The organism is Streptomyces sp. SYP-A7185 (assembly GCF_046103685.1).
Lineage (GTDB): Bacteria > Actinomycetota > Actinomycetes > Streptomycetales > Streptomycetaceae > Streptomyces.
The window spans coordinates 9,634,411-9,652,812 of sequence record NZ_CP122310.1; the positions used below are offsets into that span (position 1 = coordinate 9,634,411).

Annotated in this window: 18 protein-coding genes; 10 read left to right on the forward strand and 8 right to left on the reverse strand. The window is 69.5% G+C overall.

Translation table 11 applies throughout. The features are described 5' to 3' along the window. The first annotated feature begins 26 nt into the window (after positions 1–26). On the forward strand, positions 27–455 hold the full coding sequence (locus QBL25_RS42745; RefSeq protein ID WP_409062382.1) for an STAS domain-containing protein: 429 nt from the start codon (positions 27–29) through the stop codon (positions 453–455). 73 nt (positions 456–528) lie between these two features. Then, positions 529–1,017, forward strand: a complete 489-nt coding sequence (locus QBL25_RS42750; protein WP_409062383.1) for an ATP-binding protein — start codon at positions 529–531, stop codon at positions 1,015–1,017. 438 nt (positions 1,018–1,455) lie between these two features. On the opposite strand, the gene QBL25_RS42755 is transcribed toward QBL25_RS42750, so the two are convergent. After that, complete coding sequence (locus QBL25_RS42755; RefSeq protein WP_409062384.1) at positions 1,456–1,926, reverse strand: hypothetical protein; 471 nt, start codon at positions 1,924–1,926, stop codon at positions 1,456–1,458. Between the two features lie 333 nt (positions 1,927–2,259). On the opposite strand from QBL25_RS42755, the gene QBL25_RS42760 reads away from it, so the two are divergent. Next, positions 2,260–2,886 carry a DUF6461 domain-containing protein gene (locus tag QBL25_RS42760; protein WP_409062385.1) on the forward strand — a complete coding sequence of 209 codons (627 nt, stop codon included), beginning with the start codon at positions 2,260–2,262 and terminating at the stop codon, positions 2,884–2,886. A gap of 213 nt (positions 2,887–3,099) precedes the next feature. Here the strand turns inward: QBL25_RS42760 and QBL25_RS42765 are convergent, their stop codons facing one another. Continuing rightward, positions 3,100–3,546 (reverse strand): hypothetical protein, encoded by a 447-nt coding sequence (locus QBL25_RS42765; protein ID WP_409062386.1) that lies wholly within the window; start codon positions 3,544–3,546, stop codon positions 3,100–3,102. A gap of 109 nt (positions 3,547–3,655) precedes the next feature. Beyond that, entirely contained in the window at positions 3,656–4,513 is an 858-nt protein-coding gene (locus QBL25_RS42770; RefSeq protein ID WP_409062387.1) for an alpha/beta fold hydrolase, read from the reverse strand. Positions 4,514–4,613: 100 nt separating this feature from the next. Between QBL25_RS42770 and QBL25_RS42775 the strand changes: the two genes are divergently transcribed. Then, entirely contained in the window at positions 4,614–5,027 is a 414-nt protein-coding gene (locus QBL25_RS42775) for a winged helix-turn-helix transcriptional regulator (RefSeq protein ID WP_409062388.1), read from the forward strand. A 321-nt stretch (positions 5,028–5,348) separates the two neighbouring features. Further along, the gene (locus QBL25_RS42780) at positions 5,349–6,536 is read left to right on the forward strand and encodes a serine/threonine-protein kinase (protein ID WP_409062389.1); all 1,188 of its coding nucleotides are present in this window, start codon (positions 5,349–5,351) and stop codon (positions 6,534–6,536) included. A gap of 267 nt (positions 6,537–6,803) precedes the next feature. Here the strand turns inward: QBL25_RS42780 and QBL25_RS42785 are convergent, their stop codons facing one another. Further along, on the reverse strand, positions 6,804–8,075 hold the full coding sequence (locus QBL25_RS42785; protein ID WP_409062390.1) for a hypothetical protein: 1,272 nt from the start codon (positions 8,073–8,075) through the stop codon (positions 6,804–6,806). A gap of 579 nt (positions 8,076–8,654) precedes the next feature. Between QBL25_RS42785 and QBL25_RS42790 the strand changes: the two genes are divergently transcribed. Continuing rightward, positions 8,655–10,274 (forward strand): endo-1,4-beta-xylanase, encoded by a 1,620-nt coding sequence (locus QBL25_RS42790; RefSeq protein WP_409062391.1) that lies wholly within the window; start codon positions 8,655–8,657, stop codon positions 10,272–10,274. Positions 10,275–10,515: 241 nt separating this feature from the next. Here the strand turns inward: QBL25_RS42790 and QBL25_RS42795 are convergent, their stop codons facing one another. Then, positions 10,516–11,373 (reverse strand): class I SAM-dependent methyltransferase, encoded by an 858-nt coding sequence (locus tag QBL25_RS42795; RefSeq protein WP_409062392.1) that lies wholly within the window; start codon positions 11,371–11,373, stop codon positions 10,516–10,518. A gap of 84 nt (positions 11,374–11,457) precedes the next feature. Here QBL25_RS42795 and QBL25_RS42800 point away from each other — a divergent pair, with 84 nt between their 5' ends. Continuing rightward, positions 11,458–11,994 (forward strand): helix-turn-helix domain-containing protein, encoded by a 537-nt coding sequence (locus QBL25_RS42800; RefSeq protein WP_409062393.1) that lies wholly within the window; start codon positions 11,458–11,460, stop codon positions 11,992–11,994. A gap of 392 nt (positions 11,995–12,386) precedes the next feature. Here QBL25_RS42800 and QBL25_RS42805 read toward each other — a convergent pair whose 3' ends face one another. From QBL25_RS42805 to QBL25_RS42815, 3 genes are all read right to left on the reverse strand, one after another. After that, positions 12,387–12,896: a hypothetical protein gene (locus QBL25_RS42805; protein WP_409062394.1), complete on the reverse strand. Its 510-nt coding sequence runs from the start codon at positions 12,894–12,896 to the stop codon at positions 12,387–12,389. 152 nt (positions 12,897–13,048) lie between these two features. Then, a complete protein-coding gene (locus tag QBL25_RS42810) occupies positions 13,049–13,546 on the reverse strand; it encodes an FBP domain-containing protein (protein ID WP_409062395.1) in 498 nt (165 codons plus the stop codon). A 53-nt stretch (positions 13,547–13,599) separates the two neighbouring features. Further along, a complete protein-coding gene (locus QBL25_RS42815; protein WP_409062396.1) occupies positions 13,600–15,153 on the reverse strand; it encodes an MFS transporter in 1,554 nt (517 codons plus the stop codon). 890 nt (positions 15,154–16,043) lie between these two features. Between QBL25_RS42815 and QBL25_RS42820 the strand changes: the two genes are divergently transcribed. Genes QBL25_RS42820 through QBL25_RS42830 form a run of 3 tightly spaced genes read left to right on the forward strand, consistent with a single transcriptional unit; the run spans position 16,044 to position 18,315 of the window. Next, a complete protein-coding gene (locus tag QBL25_RS42820) occupies positions 16,044–16,451 on the forward strand; it encodes a GntR family transcriptional regulator (protein ID WP_409062397.1) in 408 nt (135 codons plus the stop codon). Beyond that, positions 16,448–17,362 carry an ABC transporter ATP-binding protein gene (locus QBL25_RS42825; RefSeq protein WP_409062398.1) on the forward strand — a complete coding sequence of 305 codons (915 nt, stop codon included), beginning with the start codon at positions 16,448–16,450 and terminating at the stop codon, positions 17,360–17,362. Before QBL25_RS42820 ends, QBL25_RS42825 begins: the two co-directional genes overlap by 4 nt. Beyond that, positions 17,359–18,315, forward strand: a complete 957-nt coding sequence (locus tag QBL25_RS42830) for an ABC transporter permease subunit (protein WP_409062399.1) — start codon at positions 17,359–17,361, stop codon at positions 18,313–18,315. Before QBL25_RS42825 ends, QBL25_RS42830 begins: the two co-directional genes overlap by 4 nt. The last annotated feature ends 87 nt before the right edge of the window (positions 18,316–18,402 follow it).

Below are 18,402 nucleotides of genomic sequence, written 5' to 3' on the forward strand. Positions count from 1 at the left end.
CACGGTCACGTCGGCCAGGAGCCGGCTTGCTGGATTTCGGTGATCAACGCACACCCCCGGCGCTGCCGGGCGCACGAGAGATGGGCAACATACGAGCCATGTGGAATGACGATCTGACGGTGGACGTGGAGACTACCGCCGCCAACCTGGTGCTGATCACTGTCCGGGGCAGCCTGGACGGGTGGTCGGACTCCGGTGACCTTGGCAAGGCGTTGACCCGGGCAGCGCAAGGTGAGGGCACACGGACGGTCGTGGATCTGTCCGGTGTGATCTTCGCCGATTCCGCCGCCCTGCACGTTCTGATGGACGGCCAGCGCCATCATGCTGCCGCCGAGATCCCCTTCATCCTGGCGGGACCCCTCAGCGCTACGGTGACCCGGCTCTTTGAAGTCACCGGACTGCACGAGACGTTCACGTTCGCCGACAGCGTCGAGCAGGCACGCACATGGCGATGACTTGCTGTGCACGAGGACCGCACGGCCGCGGCGGGAGTGTGAGCCGCCTGCTCCAGGGCAGGTGGACGAAGCAATGAGCATCGACCACGAAGTGCCGGAGCCCAAGCCTCGTCCGCAAGACGCGCCGACCGAGGCGCATCCGGCCGCCTCAAGACAGACGGAAGGGACCGCATGCGCCAAGTCATCGGTGCCCCGCGACCCCGCCGCCGCGCGTGCCGAGGTCATCAAGTTGCTGACGACTCATTTCGGCCACCTGGAGGGTGAAGCCGCCGACGATGTCGTGGTGGCCGACGCTCTGCTGGTGACCTCGGAACTGGTGACCAACGCCTTTCGCCATGGCGGGGGCCTGACCCGCTTCTCGGCCGAACTCACCGATGAGGGCCTGCACATCGCCGTCGGCGACGCCAGCACCCGTACGCCCGTGCTCCCCGAAGACGATGCGGAGGGCGCGTCCCGGGTGGGCGGATACGGCTGGCCGCTGGTGCGCCGCCTGGCCGCGCGCGTCTCCGTCACCTGTCACAACGCGGGCAAGGACATCACTGCCCTCGTCACGCTCACCTGATCCGGCAGCTCTGGACGGGCGGAGCCTGCGGGCCAGGAGGCGCAGAGATGGTGCAAAAGAGCTGGAGTGTTATCTGAAACGGGGTCGTCGGGCCCTGAGCCGCGCGGTCGGGGCAGGCCCCTCGGCCCGCGTACCTAGCTGCGCGCACTGGACGCTTGTCGGACGGAGTTTGCCCGGGGCGCGCGGGCGCGGTGCCCGAGATGGCCATGGTCCGCGCGGTGGGGATTTTTCGGGTTGCCACATGCAGGCAGGGGCCACCACCGTGCCGGGCTGCCGCGCCCCTGCCTGCCCTGCATCGACCGCAAGAGCGAAGGGTGGAGCTCCTGGGCGGGTGTGCGCTGAGCTGTCGGTTCGTCGACCGGGGCTGTCGTTGGCGGGCCGTCCTGGTCCCGTGACAGTGAACGAAGGGACCGGCAGCGGCGCCCGCGGGCAGAACCTTCAGGCGTGTTCCTCGATATATTCGATCAGCGAGAAAGCTGTCCCGGCCCACAGATGGACTCGCGGCGCGCTGGTCTTGTGGGTGTTCGCGTCGGCTGGTCGGCTGGTGTGGAGTACCGGCCCCATGGAGGTGTCGGTAATGTCGGGGTCTTCCCACGTGCCGCCGAGTGCCGCCACGGCGAGCTGCAAAGCACCGTGCGGGTCGTCGGTGTGGAGTCCGGTCGGTCCGACGACTGCGTCGTGGGTGCCGTCGTCGATCTGAATGCGGCACTCCGGCTCGCCGATCCCGACGCGGATCTGCTGGGCCAGTTCCTCGGCCATGCCCGGAACGGGCGTGTCGGTCTCGATGGTCACCGACAGCATCATCCCGAACAGGTCATGCATCAGCTCCTGCATCTCGGCAGCCTCTTCGGGTGTCAAAGGGCTGGTGTCCGCAACCAGGTCCTCGTCCTCGTCTTCATCGTTTCGCATGAGCGGCATCTATCCAGCACTCGCCCACACGGTCAACTGATTAGGATCCAGCTGCTCCGCAGGACAGGGAAGGACTGAGCCGCCAGGCGCCATCGAAGGAGCCTCCGCCACCTGATCGGCGATCGCCTCGAGATCACCGGCGCCCGCCGGGGCCCACCCGGCTCCCAAGCCGTCCGCAAACCCTGCGCTCTGACCGACAACGACGACCTGGACGACTGCTGGAACTTCCCCCTCGCCCAAGAACACGAGCGCCTCTACCCCGTCCCCGACCAGCTCACGACCTGACCCGTACACTTCCCAGCGCTGGAGCTACAGCCCAGAGAGAACGTGGCCGTGTCTGACAGTCTTGAGTGGATCGCCGACGCTTGGCGCGCTGACGCCCTGTACATCACCTGCGCGCGGGGCCTCAGCCCGCAGCAGCTGGCTGAGCGCATGGCCGACCATCAACCGGTGGACATCCAATCCGCGGCCACCCTGCAGGAAACAACCGCCATGGTCGACATGGCTGAGGTCTACTGCGTGGGCCGCATCGGCCAAGCCGGCGAGTGGTCATTCATCGTCGAGAGCGGAGGCAGTGAGGGCTGGGCCCTGAACCCGACTGTCTCCCGCGGCGCCGAGGTCCTGATCTTCGATCCACGCCCGGACGATCCGCCCGCCTTCTTCCGCTATCTCGCCGATGGCGAGGTGCAGTTGCATTTCGAGCTGGGGGCCGGCTATGACCCCGCGGGAGCCCATCCCGATCTGCTGCGCCCGGCCCTGGAAGCGACCGGAGTCATCCCTCGGCAAGACTCCGTCGACGACCTCCTGGGCAGCGACGAGGACATGTCGACGGATGAACAGCGACGCCGGGTGCTGGCGGTCATCGCCGAGCACTTCGGCCTGTCCCTGCCGCGGCAGACCATCGAGAGCGGGCGCCTGCCAGCGGTGATCACCCGTATCGCGCCTCCGGCTTCCTGGTAGCAACGCGCAAGTCGACCGCGCCGGACTTGTTTGGAGACAGCAGACGTACCCGGTCAAGGAACACGACACCCACCAAGATGCGGCAGGTCGCTCCCCGCGATGCCTACCGCCTCGCCGATTCCAGAGGTCACCCCTGGTGGACAGAACGCCCCCAGGCTTCGCCGTGCGGCCCGCCGGCGTGTCGAGTGGCGTCGATCCGGCCCACTGTCGTGATCAGCGTTCGGCGGGTTCGGGTTTCGCGTGGAGGGATATGGCGGTGAGGTAGCGGTTGTCGGCGTCGAGCCGGAGCGTGGGCGGCAGGTCGTGGCCGAGGGCGTCGGTGACTTCGGTGGTCGGGTAGCCGAACAGGTCGATGCCGCGCAGGACGACGGGGCAGGCCGAGGGTCCGGTGAGCGTGGAGGGGTGGCGGGACAGGCTGATGCCGGCCAGGCCCAGGGTGTCCTGGTGGTGTCCGTGGGGATCGGCGGTGTCGCCGTATGCCTCCAGCGTCAGGCCCTGGTAGTGCGCGCTGAAGGCCCAGCGGGCGCCGCAGACCCAGCCCTCGCGCACGTCCGCGATCGTGGCGATGGCCCACTGGGCGGTGCGCTCCTCCATCCCGAAGCGCAGAGTGCCCGCACGGCCGGGGAGCCGCAGGCCGACGTCGGGCAGGAACTCGAACATGTGCAGATGATCCCCAGGGATGGCACTGCGCCACAAGCCGGAAACGACGGTCCACTGCTGCCGGTATCGATCCATCCACCCCGGCCGTGGTCCTTCGGGCCATCTGCGGTCAGGTGGGCAGGTCGGCGGCCAGGAAGGGAGCAAGGAGTTCGTACAGGGCGTCGGGGCGGTGCAGGGGGATGATGTGGCCGCAGTCCGGGATGTGGTGTGCGACCAGGTCATCGGCGTGGGGTCGGAGCTGGCGTTCGAGCCCGGTGCCGACGGGGTGGGAGCCGATGGCCATGGTGGGCATCGTCAGACGGGCCGTGGTGACGGCGTCTTGTATCTGCTGGGCGCTGGCGGGCAGGGCGCGGTAGTAGGAGAACGCGCAGCGTAGGGCCTGGCTTCCGGTGTATGGCTGGACGAAGGCGGCCCGGATGTCCTCGGGCACGCCGTGCCCGAGCGTGCCGGCGTCGAGGAACCAGTCGACGTACGGCGCCTCGTTGCCGGCCAGGACCCTCTCGGCGAGGCCGGGGACGGCGTGGAAACCGAACCACCACGGAGCGCCGCCCGCGGTGAGGTGTTCGGCTCCGGGCAGGCGGCCCAGCAGTGCCTCCATCACGACCAGGCGCCGGATGCGGCCGGGGCGGCGCAGCGCGAGCAGGACGGCGGGCGGGGTGCCGGCGTCGATGGCGACCACGGCCGCCGAGGGCTCGCCGAGCGCGTCGAGCAGCCCTTCGGCGTCGGCGGCGAGAGTGCCTGCGTCATACCCCTCGACGGCTCGTGTACTGGCGCCGAAGCCGCGCAGATCCGGGGCGATGACCCGGTGATTTCGGGCCAGCCGGCCCATGAGGTCGCTCCACAGTTGCCAGGTGTGCGGGAAGCCGTGCAGCAGGAGAACGGCAGGCCCCTTCCCGGCGATGGCGACGTTGAGGTCGATGCCGTTGGTCGTGATGCGGTGCAGTGCGTGGGGGATGGCGGCGGGCACGACGGCTCCTCCAAGTGGTTACCATTGGTGACCACCCAACGGTAGGTAACCGTAGGGCTGCTGCCCAGAGGGCACTTTCAGGGAAGGTGGTGAGCCACAGGTGACCGCCCGACAAGCCCGGTCCGCCGATCACGGGGCACGCGGTGATCTTTTCGATCCCCTCTGTCCGACGCGGCAGTTGCTGGACCGCATCGGGACGAAGTGGACGTCCATGGCCGTCAAGACGCTCGCTGATGCCGCACCCCAGGAGGTGCGCTTCGCGGAACTGCGACGCCGGATGCCCGGCGTCTCGCAGAAGATGCTCTCCGTGACGCTGCGCAGCCTGACCCGCGACGGACTGGTGGCGCGCCGGGTGGAACCCACCGTGCCGCCGCGAGTCTTCTACCGTCTCACCGCACTTGGGCTGTCACTGGAGGCCGCGCTCGCGGGGCTGCGAAGCTGGGCCGAGGAGCACATGGCCGAGATCGACCATGCCAACCGGGCCGCCGACCAACGAGCCGCCGACCAGCAGTAAGTCGACGGATAGGTGGGCCGGCTCGTCTACCAGGCCGAGCAGCCGCCGACCCGGATCGAGGCAGCCACCACCACGACCACCAGCCCGAGCCATCCGCCGGGCTCCCTGTGGCGGACGCTTGCGTCAGAGGTCCAGCGGTCAAAAGGCGGTGCAGGCGACATGGCGCTCGACCCATTGAGCGACGCCGACCGAAGTCACCGACGGCACTCGCCCCCGAATGCCATGGCATCGTCTGGGCATACGTCACTGTTGCATCCCGGGTGAGGCGCCCGCGCAAGGCCGAGTGACGGGCGCAGCGGAGTTGGGGAGTTGGGGGAGAGGATGAGTGGGAGCACACGGTTCGCGGGACGCTACGTGCTGGTCGATGAGCTCGGGCGGGGTGCCTTCGGACTGGTTCATCGCGCCTGGGACATCCGTGAACAGCGGTACGTGGCGGCCAAGATGCTCCAGCAGTCCCGGGCCCACAATCTGCTCCGGTTCGTCCGCGAGGGCGCCCGGCGCATCGAGCATCCTCATGTCGTGGCGCCGTCCGGCTGGGCCGCGGCTGACGACAAAGTCTTGATCACCATGGACCTCGTGGGTGGCGGCACGCTGGAGAATCTGCTCGGTGACTACGGCCCACTGCCGCCTCGCTACGTGCTCACGCTCATCGACCAGGTGCTCGCCGGACTCGAAGCCGTCCACGCGCAGCGGATCGTGCACCGGGACATCAAACCGGGCAACCTCCTGCTGGAAGCCACCGGGTTGCGGGAACCGCAGGTGCGCATCGGTGACTTCGGTCTCGCGCACCAGGCCGGCGACGCCCGCATCACCCAGGCCCACCAGGTCATCGGCACCCCGGGCTACATAGCCCCCGAACAATACGACGGGGCCGAGCCGACCCCCCAGGGTGACCTCTTCGCCGTGGGAGTGGTCGCCCTCCATCTGCTCCAGGGAGAACGCCTGGACGCCCCCGCCCTCACGCAGGCCTTCACAGGCGACGGCACGCCATCTGCCGCCCCCCAGCACGTTCCCGATCCGTGGTGGCAAGTGCTCTCCCTGCTCCTGCACCCCGATCCGCAGCTGCGGATCGCCAGTGCGGCCCGGGCCCGCAAGGCCCTGGCCGCGATCGCGCCGCGGCTGTCAGCGCCGGACAGTGACAGCATGATCGAGGTATTCGACCAACTCCCGCCCCTGCCCGACGGCTTCGGCCCCACCGGTCCGGTCAGCACCGTGCCCACGCCGCCCTCCGCCTCGCTGCCGCAACCCACCACCCCCACCGCCCGCCTGCGCCGGCGCGCCCCCGTGACCACCTCGCCGCCGCAGTCCGAGCCCGTCCCGGCACACCCGCCGACCGCAGCAACCACGCCACCGCCACCGCCCTCGCCACCGCACCCGCCCCTCGCGCCCGACGCGGGCGAAGCCCTCCGCCCCGCGGTTCGCCCCGCGGGCGTGCCGTCCGGGACGGGCCTGCTCACCGTGCTCGGCCTGCTCCTGATCGGTCTGGGCATCTGGGCCTGGCTCGCCTGAGCCGGCCCCACGGCGCAGCAAGCCCGAACGCTCGGCGGGCGCCGTCAGGTGCCGAAGGCTCGTTGGGGACGCGCCCGCCATCCGTGGTCCTGCCCCGCGGCGCCACCGAACCGGGCCTGGGCTGACCGCGGCGTAACCGGCGCGGCACCAGACCGCGCCCCGAGCCCGTCCGGCCCCAGATGCGCAGCAGCCCACGACGGCGCCGCCCCCGGAGAAGATCTGCTCGGCAAGAACACGAACAGGAACGCGGTGCCGTGGCGCAGGCGGCTACGCCGTCCGGCGCCGTGCGCGCAGCACGCGGCCGGCAGAGACGACCAGGAGCAGCGCACCCGCGGTGATCGAGCCGATCGCCAGTATCTTCCTCCCGCCGCCGTCGGCGGTCTCGGTGGCCGCGGGGCGTCTGGTCTGCTGCGCGGGAGGCCGCGTCCCCGGAACCTCGAAGACACCTGGATCGCCGGCGTAGACGGGGCGCTTGCGGGCTGAGCCCTTGACGCCCAGGTGCACCGTCAGCCGCAGCGGCGCCCTGCCCCAGGTGGGGGCAAGCTCAGGGGAGGCGGTCACCTGCACGACGTACCAGCCGGGAAACCGCATCGCTGCCGTGGTGCGCTCTTTGTCGGTCCTGTTCTCATAGGCCACGGCCGGCAGCGCGTCCAGATCGGCGGTGGCCGGTCTGCCGTGGTAGCTCGTCGAGGCGCTGTCCACCTTCATCCGGGCCGGGTTGTACACCGTGACGGACAGTCCGTTCGCCACGTACGGCCCCTTCTTCCGTCCGGCGAGCTCTGCGGTGACCGTCAGCCGCTGCCCCCAGTCGACCGGAACCCGGTAGAACCGGGACTGCCCCGGGGTGATCTCATCGGATGCGGCGACCTCCGGTACCCGTGCCGCGACCGCGAATCCGGCCCCGCCCTCCACCGGGGTCGGGGTGCCGTCCGGCGCGGCGGGACGGGGCGTGCGCGCAGCAGGAGCCTGGCCCCTCGACTTCTTCAAGGGAGGCTCGGCGTCGACACGCAGATCAAGCCCCCAGGGGGCGGTCCCGGCAGGCTGACGGGAGCGGGAGACCGCCACGAAATACGTGCCGGCCCGCTGGCACTTCGCCTCCGTCGCGCCCCCGGCCGGGGCGATCATGCGGCTTGTGGAGGCGGCGAGCGGCTGGGCGAATCCGATCGCGAACCCTGCCCCCTGGCGATCACAGCGGTTGCCGTCAGCGTCGAGGAGCTTCACCTGCAGCGAGTTTGTGCGTGTGGGCGCCGTTCCCGGACCGGGGATGCCCACCGCCGACACGTACGTGTGTGACGTGGCATCGAGCGCGATGCGGAAGTAGACCGGCTCGCTGCCCGAGAGCGTGCTGCGATACGGCGCTCCCTTGGCCAGCACGGGGGCGCTGAGCAAGCTGGAACTACCGCGGACGGTTCGCGCGTCGGGATCGTAGCCGTAGGAGTCCGGCGCCGGGCCCGCGTTCGCCGACGGATGCAGGTATGCGCCGGTAAGGACCACGACGCCCATGACCACCCGTAACCGGTCCCAGTTTCGTGCCTTCACCGAGCCCCTCCCGCCCTCCGTGCTGCCGCGTGCCCTGCTCTGCCAGCGCCCTCAAATCGACTGCGGGGCACCTCGTTCACGTGAGCGATATCCTGCCGCCTGCGGCACCTGACTGTCCGTCCATCCTGGTGGCCGGTCGCGAACTGGCCGGTCATGGGTCCTGGTGTGGGCCGTGGCTGGTGGGCTCCGGCTGGTCTGGGGCGAGAGCGTCAGCACGTGATCGTCGCGAGCTGCGGAATCAGGATGAAACGATCCCACTGCCGACCGCACCGACCGCTCTGCGGCCGTCGGTCCCCCACGGTCCTCGGCTGACGGTGCCTCACCCGCACCTGGAACAATGGCGATCAGTCCCAGCGGGGCGGCGCGATCGGTTGTGCACCGTTCTTGCCGCGGCTGGGGAGGACGGCGCTCGGCGACGGTGTGGTGGAGAGCGATGCCCGCCGTCGGAAGACGGGCTGAGAATACGGAGTGCTGCTGTTCATGCGGTTTGGAAAGAGCGCTGCCATCGCGGTCGTGTGTGCCCTGGTCGCTGGTGTCTCGGGGGACCGTGCCGGCACCTCCGCGCCCGCAGGGGGACCTGTGCAGGATCTCCTGAACGGCAGGGACTGGGCTCACTTCGCCGGCGGGAAGCCCACGCATGCGGGGGTACGGGTCACCCCCCTCGACCGGCGCATCACACGCCAGGACGGTACCGGCGGACAGCCGAACCCACCGGTGAACCTGCGCGGTCCCCACCTGGTGTTCCGAGGGGAAGTCCGGATCGAAGCCGGCCTGCGGCGCGCGGATGACACCGATGCCTACCTGCATCTGTACGGTGAGACGCCGGTCATCTACGACGAATGGCGCTACGAACGGCGCGGCGTGCGCATCGGCCTGGTCGGCGGGAGGCTCCGCATCGACCGCTGGGACGGGGACTCCGACAGACCTGCGATGACCCGGACCTTCGGCAGCGGCCTGGGGCGCGAAGTTCGCCTCGCCGTCGAAGTCCGCGCGAACAGGCTTGTGCTGGAGGCCGACGGCAGGGCCGTGGGAACCGTTCCCGCACAGGACGTCTTTGGCGGCGGCCGCATCTGGTTCGGCGCGGATGCGGGAGCCCACGGGAAGGGCTGGACCCTCAGCGATCTCCACGCGCGGTCACTGGGGCGGGGCCGGATGTCCGTCGTGGACGCACCGGGCCTGCGAGTGCCCCGCTCCAGCGATGCGATGCGCGATCTGGCGGCGGCTCTCCCACGCCCGATCCGGATGGGAACCGCCCTGGCCGCGGTCCCCTTGCTGACTGACAGCGCTTATCGCCGGACGGCCGGTGAGGAGTTCTCCATGCTGACGCCGGAGAACGACTTCAAGCCGCAGTTCGTCCAGCCTCGACGCGGCGTGTTCGCGTTCGCGGAAGGCGATGTTTTGGTGGACTTCGCCGAGGCCAACAAGATGAAGGTGCACGCCCATACCCTGGTCTGGTTTGAGGCCCTGCCCGCATGGATGCGCGCCGAGATGACCCACGCGCAACGCCGGCGCGTCATGGTGGAGCACATACGCGCGGTAGCGGGCCACTTCCGGGGGAAGGTTGCGGAATGGGACGTGGTGAACGAGCCCATGTCCGACGAGGATGAGGACTACTCCAACGGCAACCGGGGCGTGCGGCCACAGTTGTGGTTCGAAGCAATGGGCGAGCAGTACATCGACATCGCCTTCCGTGCTGCCCGCGAGGCCGATCCGCACGCGGTGCTCTACCTCAACGAGTACGGTGTGGAGGAGGACGGCCCCCGCTGGGATGCCCTCTACGCACTGCTGATCCGGTTGAAGGAGCGGGGCGTTCCGATCGACGGCGTCGGTTTCCAGGACCACGAATACGCCGTCGGCGACCGTACCGACCCCGAGGTCTTCCGACGCAAGGTCCGGGCGTTGGCCCGGCTCGGCCTGAAGGCCCGGGTCTCGGAGGCGGACGTCTTGGTCGACGAGGACGAAGAGGACATCCAGGCACGCCAGTTGGCGGGGAAACTCGCAGTCTGCGGCGAAGAACCCAACTGCACCTCGTTCTCGACCTGGGGTTTCACCGACAAGTACGGCTCCACGGCTGACCTGCGACACTATCCCCCGAGTCCGGGGAACGCTCTTCCCTGGGACGCGACGTACGAGGCGAAACCCGCCTACTGGGCTCTGCGTGACGTCCTGGACGAAGCTCGCGGCTCAGGTACTGGATAGGTACGCGAACCGCGAGCGACCAGTGGTTTCGTTTCATCCTGGTTCCGCAATCCGCGGGGCACCGCGATGAGACTCAACGGGCCTTGCGGAACTGCTCGCAGACCCGCGCCTGGGGCGGACGGGCACAGCGAGATGTGGGGGCGGAGCCTTCTGCCGCTTTCCGTGGGGGTGGCCGTGCCCAGGGGGATGAGGAGTCGTCCGGCAGGAGGGTCGGGCCCTGGTGCGGCGGCGCTGGCGCGTGTCAGGGGCGGCGGGCGAGCCAGGTGGTACGGGTGGTGCGCACGCTCAGGTCGCCCCGGCGCATGATGCTCTGCGGATGCGTCTCATCCAGCAGGGCGTCCAGCGCCGCCAGGTCGTCCGCTTCCAGGACGTCGGTGGCGTGGGAGCGCAGCTTGGCCAGGAAAAGGTGGGCGTAGGCGTTCAGAGCCGGACCAGCCTGCGTGGTGTCGAGATGGATCTCGAAGGGGCGACGTTCCTCGACGACGAAACCGGCATCGGCCAGCGGGCCGGTCCATTCGTGCGGTGGCTGGGTGTTGGTGGCCTGGTGCAGGCGGGCTTCGAGGCCGGGCCGGCCCGCACCGGTGTCCTCGGGCAGAACGCGGGGGAAGAAGTCCATCTCGGTGACCGCGATGAGCCCGCCCGGCCGCAGCTGCTCGAAGGCCCGGGTGAAGGTGCGGACCGGGTCGCTCACGTGGTGAATGAAGGACGCGGCCCAGATCAGATCGAAGGGACCCCGCTCGGTGATCTTCGTCCAGGGCTCGTCGAGGTTCGTCTCCACCGTGCTGATGCGGTCGGCGACCCCGCGTGCGGCCGCCTGCTTCTGTAGCCGGTGGAGCAGCTGCGTAGAGATGTCCGCTGCCGTCACCTGGGCGGCGGGGAACTGCCGGGCAAGGGCCAGACTGCCGGCACCCGGACCGCTGCCCAGATCCAGGATCCGGGTCGGCCCGGGGGCGACGCGCTGGGCGAGGAGCCCCGTCAGTTCGGCGAGGTAGGAAGCCAGAACCTCGGCGTCCAGTTCCAGCAACCGGGCCATCGCCCTGTCTGCTTCACCGGCCCGCTCGTGCCCTACATGCCCAGTGGTGTCGTGGTGTGCGTTCATGCCTCGACGATAGGACGATCCGCACTCCGGTGGCATAGGCTCTTGCCGGTGGAGCAAGAATCGACTTTGGACACCACTGTCAGGATGCGTATCCGGTCCCTGCGCAAGGCGCGCGGCTGGTCTCTGGACAACCTGGCCGAACGCGCGGGCATCAGTCCTTCCCAGCTCAGCCGCATCGAGACAGGCCACCGCCGCCTCAGCCTGGACCAGCTCACGGCCATCGCCACCGCCCTGAACAAAACCCTCGACGAGCTCGTGGAGTCACCCGACGACTCCGACGTCGTCATCCGCCCCCAGCGAGACGAGCGCCGCGGCCTGACCACCTGGCTGCTCAGCAAAGACGACGGACCGCAGGGCCTGACCGTCGGCAAATTGCGCATCACCGAGCAGGCCGGCGACGTCGGTCCGGATGATTTCGGGGTTCACCCCGGCCGGGACTGGTTCACCGTCCTGTCCGGCACCGTCGTCCTGTATCTCGGTGAACGCGTCCTCCGCGTCGAGGCAGGACAGGCCGCGTCCTTCAGCACCATGACCCCCCACGCCTTGCGCAGCGACCGGGGCCCCGCCGAGATCCTGATCATCCTCGACCACAACGGCGAGCGCTTCCACCTCGGCACCTGAAGACCAAGTGTTCAACAACGCTCGTGGTCAATACATCCAGGGCTGAGATGGCCGCGTTCCGCATGGTGCGGGAACGCCGGGGTGTACGAGCATGCTTGAGGGCCTCTTGACCGTCAGGTCGGCGGGACCTGCACATCTGGAACATCAGCGGTTGCCGCGCGCGAAGACCCCGCGGCATGAGTTGTTCTTCCGTCGGGGTTGTCACACCCAGCGCTTACAGTTCAGCTGGATGGGGCCGGTTCCGGGGCCGCCAGCACTGAAGTACGGCAGCCTCCCTGGGGTCCACCGGGAGGGAATGAGGTCTCGCCGGCCGCCATGGCCGGCTGGTGGGCCGCACGGCGGCAGCGACCTGGCGAAGCCGAGGACTGGCCGGCTTGCCCTCGACAAGCCCGTCAGAGCTGGTTGCCGATCTGCTTGCCGATCTGCCGGGAGAGCTCCTCGAAGAACTCCTGGAGACATGCCGCAGCGAGGTCGAACTGATCGAACCACGAGGCGGTGGTCGACCTCCATACCCGCCCAGAACCCGCGAGGGCGAACAGATGGCCGCCCCCGTCGCTGGCGAATACCAGGGCAGGCTCTTCACCCTCGATCTGCACGGCTCCGTAGGCGCGGAAGTGGTCCGCGACCAGCGATGCCGGGTGAACGAAGTAGCCGTGTGCCACATCGGGCAAGGAGACCTCGCCGATGACCCAATACATCGTGGTCAGGTCCGAAGGAACGGGTGTCAGCTCCACGAGCGCGTCGGTGGCCGGACGGCTCGCCTCTGAGGCGCGCACGACCTCATTGCTGCCCGGTGCGAAGCCATGCCGTGCCTGGAACGAGTCCATCAGCTTCGCGAGCGTCGCGTCCGCCTCCTGACACCAGCCGCGAAGCCACTCGGCATCGAGCCGTTCATCGGCCACGGTCACACCCTCCTGCCTCCGCCGATAACCCGCCCACGCGAGTGCGGGACAACCTACCGGAGCGATCACGGAAGCCCGGCCAGCGCCACTTTGCACGGGGCGGGGCAGGGGCTCGACGCCGGCCGTCGAGCCCTGCCCCGCCCCTGCCGGGCTCAGTGGAAGATGCGCTCCACGAACGCGTCGAGGTTGCCGCGCAGGCGCTCGATCTGCTGCTCGAGGGTGAGGGACTCCTCCATGCGCCCGCCCGGAGCCGCCTTCTTCTTGCCCCGCACGTACAGCGAGCAGTCCAGGTCGGCGCAGATGTAAAGGCCCACCGAGTTTCCGGCGCGGCCGGCCGGTCCCGCCTTGGGAGCGGTCATGAGGCTGACCCCGCTGCCGGGATGCGTGGTCAGGCACAGCGAGCACAGGCTGCGGCGCAGGAAGCCGCGGCTGTGGGAAGCGGAGCGCAGGGACAGGCCGATCAGTTCATCGGCGCGTTCGACGACGAGATACCTGCGATCGGGCGCGGACAGATCGAACCAGCCCAGGAAGTCCAGGTCGTCCCAGTGGTCGAGGTCCGCCAGGTGCTTGGGCAGAGGCAGGCGTTTGGCCTCGCCCTTGGAGCAGTTGACGAACGAGGTACGGATGTCGTGCTCGGTCAGGGGTTTCATCGAGGATCCTTCGAAAAGTGAGGTGGACGGTGGCGGGACACGGCCTCGGCGGGCTAGGCCGGCGCGTCGCCGCCGGCCTGCTTGGGCGTCGTGTGCCGCACGGTGAGGGCCGCGACCAGGGCGGCGAGCAGCAGGACGCCCGCCGCGCACCCGTAGGCGACGGAGAAGCCGTGCACCATGCCCGCGTCGCGGGCTGCGCCGCCGGAGGACGGATCGTGCCCGTGCGCGCGGACGTAGCGGGTGGTGGCGCCGGCGGCGATGGTGTTGAGCAGTACGGTGCCCAGCGAAGCGCCCATCTGCTGAACGGTGTTGAGGACCGCCGAGGCCACCCCGGCGTCCTGCGCGGGCACGCCCGCAGTGGCCGTCGCGTAGACCGGCATGAAGGTCAGGCCCATGCCCAGACCGAGCAGCAGCAGGGCGGGCAGCACGTGCGGCACGTACTGCGCGTGCACGGTCAGACGGCTGAGCAGCACCATGCCGACGGCGGCCAGCACCATGCCGGACGACATCAAGGTGCGCGGCGCTGTGCGGGGCAGCAGGCGCGCCGCGATCTGCGTCGCGCCGATGACGATGCCGGCCGAGATCGGCACGAAGGCCAGACCCGTTCGCACCGGGGGATAGCCGAGGACGACCTGCAGGTAGTACGTCAGGAACAAGAAGACGCCGAACATGCCGATGGTGGCCAGGGCCATCGTCGCCAGTGACCCGGCCCGGACACGGTCCCGGACGATGCGCAGCGGCAGCAGCGGGCTGGCCGCACGGCTCTGCCACCCCACAAAGCCCGCAAGCAAGATCACGCCGGCGGCGAGCAGCGTGAGCACCGCCGGATCGCTCCAGCCGCGCGGTTCGGCCTCGCTGAAGCCGTACACGAGGGCGACGAGCCCGCCGCAGCCCAGCAACGCGCCCGGCACGTCCAGGCGACCGCTTCGGCGGCCGGAGCGATCACGCAGGAAGGCCGGTGCGCCGAGCAGGGCGGCCAGCGCGATGGGCACGTTGACATACAGGGACCAGCGCCAGTTCAGGTACTCGGTCAGCAGGCCGCCCACGATCAGCCCGACCGCGCTGCCGCCGCCGGCCAGCGCGCCGTAGACCCCGAACGCCCTGGCCCGCTCCTTGGGGTCGGTGAACGTCGTCGACAGCAGGGACAGCGCCGAGGGCGCCAGGAGCGCCGCGAACGCCCCTTGCAGGGCTCGGGCCGCGAACAGCATCCCGGGACCGGTGGCCGCGCCGCCCAGCGCGGAGGCCGCGGCGAACCCGGCCAGGCCGACGACGAAGGCACGCTTGCGGCCCACCAGGTCGGCGATCCGGCCGCCGAGCAGCAGCAACCCGCCGAAGGCCAGCGTGTAGGCGGTGATCACCCACTGCCGGTCGGCGTCCGACATGCCGAGAGCGTGCTGGGCGGAGGGCAGCGCGATGTTCACGACGGTGCCGTCAAGGATCACCATCAGCTGGGCGAGGGCGATGACGGCCAGCGCCCACCAACGCTGCGGATCCGGTGCCGGTGCCGGTGCCGGTGGCGCGGCGGGAACCTCGCGGCCGGGGGAGCGGTCGGGGGCCGGGGAAAGGGCGGGCGGGAGAGAGTCTTCTCCGGGACGTTTCTTGCTCATGGCGATCACGCACGTTTCGTGTCGAAGTGCTGTCGAGACAGCCGGCCAGGGACGGTCGCAGTGGTGACGACGGGCCGGTGTACGCAGCACGGGGACACGGCAGGGCGGCGGGGCAGCGGGAACCGCGGACAGCACCCGGGGCCTGCCGCACCACATGCGTGTCACTCACGCCGGTGCTCGTGCTGGTCGTGCGGCGCAGAGTGCCGAGATCACGCTGACCAGCAAAAGAAGGGCCCGTCGACGGGCGCGCGCCCCCGCGGCCAGTGCGGTGACGAACCGCGCGGGCCAGGACATCTCACGACGCGGCATCTCAGGAAGATGCCGCGGACAAGAAACAAGAAGGGGGAAGAACTACCGCGCGCCGCAAGGGAGGGAGGGCACACGGCCGAAGGCAACTATGGCCGCAACGCATTCAGCACGGTCCATGTCTCTCGCCTCCTTCCGGGCAGGGCACGCGATGCGTGTCGACGCCGAGCACGTCGAGCGGGGCGGCAGACGACCTGCCGCGCGAAATCCCAGACAGGCTACCCCATCGGCGTCACCGCGCGACCGGATATACCGACCGCCCGCGCACTCACGCAGATGCGCTGCGGCTGCTGAGACATCGGACCGCTCGGCCAGACTTCAGCGCCCTGCGCAAGAGGTGCCACAGAGAACGACCTCGCGCTGAGCGGGGTCCTGGCCACCGTGGCCGGCGTGACATTGCTGTCCTGCGTCACCCCAGCTGATCTTGCTGCGATCGGCCGCGGCGCGGCTCGGTTCGTCGGCGGCCGCTTCTCACCGCGTCTTGCTCAAGGGGGATTGCTACGCGCCCCCTTGACGCTTCGTCTCCTTGGTTGCCTACTTCTACTAGCTTCCTAGTTAAGCAGTAGAGCCATGGAGGGGAAGCCATGTTCGTCTTCCGTCAGGACTCCGCCTCGGGCGTGCCCCCCTACCTCCAGCTGGTCCATCAGGTGCGAGGCGCACTGCTGTTGGGCTATCTGTTGCCCGGCGACCGTCTGCCGCTGATTCGTGAAGTGGTCGCCGACCTCGCGATCAACCCGAACACGGTGGCCAAGGCGTATCGCCAGCTGGAGCAGGAAGGGTTGGTGCACGGCCGTCCCGGCCTGGGTACTTTCGTCGCCGCGGCGCCCCGTACGGCGGTGTCTTCGGGCAGCTACGCCGTCCTGCGCCGAGGTCTTGAGCACTGGCTCGACCAGGCTGCTGCGGCCGGCCTCGATGACGCGGATGTCACCGCACTGATCACCGCTGTTCGACGGCGGAAGGGCACCGACGACAGGGGGGAGGGTGTGGCATGAGGACCGACGTCGTCGTCAGTACGCGAGGTCTGAGCAAGAGGTACGGCAAACTGCTTGCCCTGGACGATTGTGACCTGGACCTGCCCAGCGGCCGTGTGGTGGCTCTGGTCGGCCCCAACGGTGCCGGGAAGACCACGTTGTTGCGACTGATCGCCGGATTACTGCACCCCACCACGGGCTCCGTCAGCGTGCTGGGGCAGGATGCCGCGACGGACACGGTCGCCGCCCTGTCCCGAATTGGTTTCGTGGCCCAGGAACATCCGCTCTACAAGCGGTTCCGGGTGGGCGAGTTGCTGCGCCTGGGGCGCGAACTGAATCCCGGTTGGGATCAGGCATACGCTGAGCGCCGACTCGCCGACCTCGGCATCGCGCCGCACCGTCGGGCCGCTCAACTCTCCGGCGGACAGCAGGCCCAGGTGGCCTTGGCCCTCGCCCTTGCCAAACGGCCTCGCCTCTTGGTTCTGGACGAGCCCCTCGCAAGCCTGGATCCGCTGGCGAGGCGCGAGTTCCTGCGCTCCTTGATGACCGCGGTGGCCGACGACACGATCACCGTGTTGTTCTCCTCGCATGTCGTCACCGAACTGGAGCGGGTCTGCGACCACCTGATCCTCATCGACGAGGGACGCATCCGGCTCGCGGACGACCTGGACAGCCTCCTGGCCGGACACCGGCTGCTGGTGGGCCCGCGCAACGGCCACACCGTGGAGACCCTGCGCGCCGCAGAGGGCGTATTGACCGTCGTACACGGCGAGCGGCACGTCAACGTCGTCGCCCGGACCGGCCAAGGTCCGACCGCTCCCGGCTGGCAGGCGCATGCGCTGAGTCTGGAGGACCTCGTGCACGCCTATCTGGAAAACTCCCAGCGGGCGCGCACGCAAGCCCGCCCCTTCCAGGAGGGGAGTCCGCGGTGAGGTGGCTCATCTGGCGCCAGCACCGTGCCGACGCAGCCCTGCTGCTTGCGGTGTTCACGCTCACAGCGATGGCCCTGGTTCCCCATGCCCTGGACATGCACCACCTGTTCGCCACCTCCGGCGTCGGCGATTGTCTTCAGACCCAACGCACCGGCTGCCGGAGCCCCTTCCTCCAGGACATCGCCGACGGCTACCAGCCCTACATCAACAACGTGGTCCCCTGGCTGGTGGCCCTGCCCGCGGCCGCCGGGCTGTTCCTCGGCGCACCCCTGCTGGCTCGTGAGTACGAACAGGGCACCTGGCAGCTGGTCTGGGCCCAGTCCGTGCCGCGCGCCCGCTGGTTGTGCGGGAAGTTGATCGCAGTCGGAGCGTCCGTCGTGGTCACCGCCGCTGCTCTGTCCCGGCTGGTCACATGGTGGTTCTCGGCCGACGCCAAGATCAAAGGCCGGCTCGACATGGCCTTCTCCGTCCAGGGCCTGGTCTTTCCCGCGCACGCGCTGTTCGCGTTCGCGGCCGGGGCCGTGGCAGGCGCCTGGCTGCGCCGGACGTTCCCGGCGATGGCACTGGCGCTCGCCGCGTATCTCGTCGTGCGCGTGCCGGTGGAGACACAGCTGCGGATGCGGCTGCTGCCACCCCGGCAGATGACGCTCGATCCCACGGCCAGCAATGTCCGCGCGCTGCAACCGGGCCCGCAGGACCGTGTCTTGGCGCGCGGACTCATTGCCCCGGACGGGCGCCGCTTGAGCCAGGTCGAGGCGGACACCCTGGCCGCGGGGATGCCCCGCGACGACTGGCCCGGCTACCTCCACCGGCACGGTCTCAAGGACTGGTACCAATACCAGCCCGGTGGCCGCTTCTGGACCTTGCAGGCCATGGAAGCCGGCCTGTTCCTCGCGCTGACCGCCGCCCTGTTGGCCGTGCTGGTGCTCCGCATCCGCCGACGGGCGGTGTGAAGCACGACATAGCGCTGAACCACCCTATGTCCCTGGCCCCCCTCGGGTTCGCCGGCGAACGCACACGCAGACACCCCAGTTGGTCCC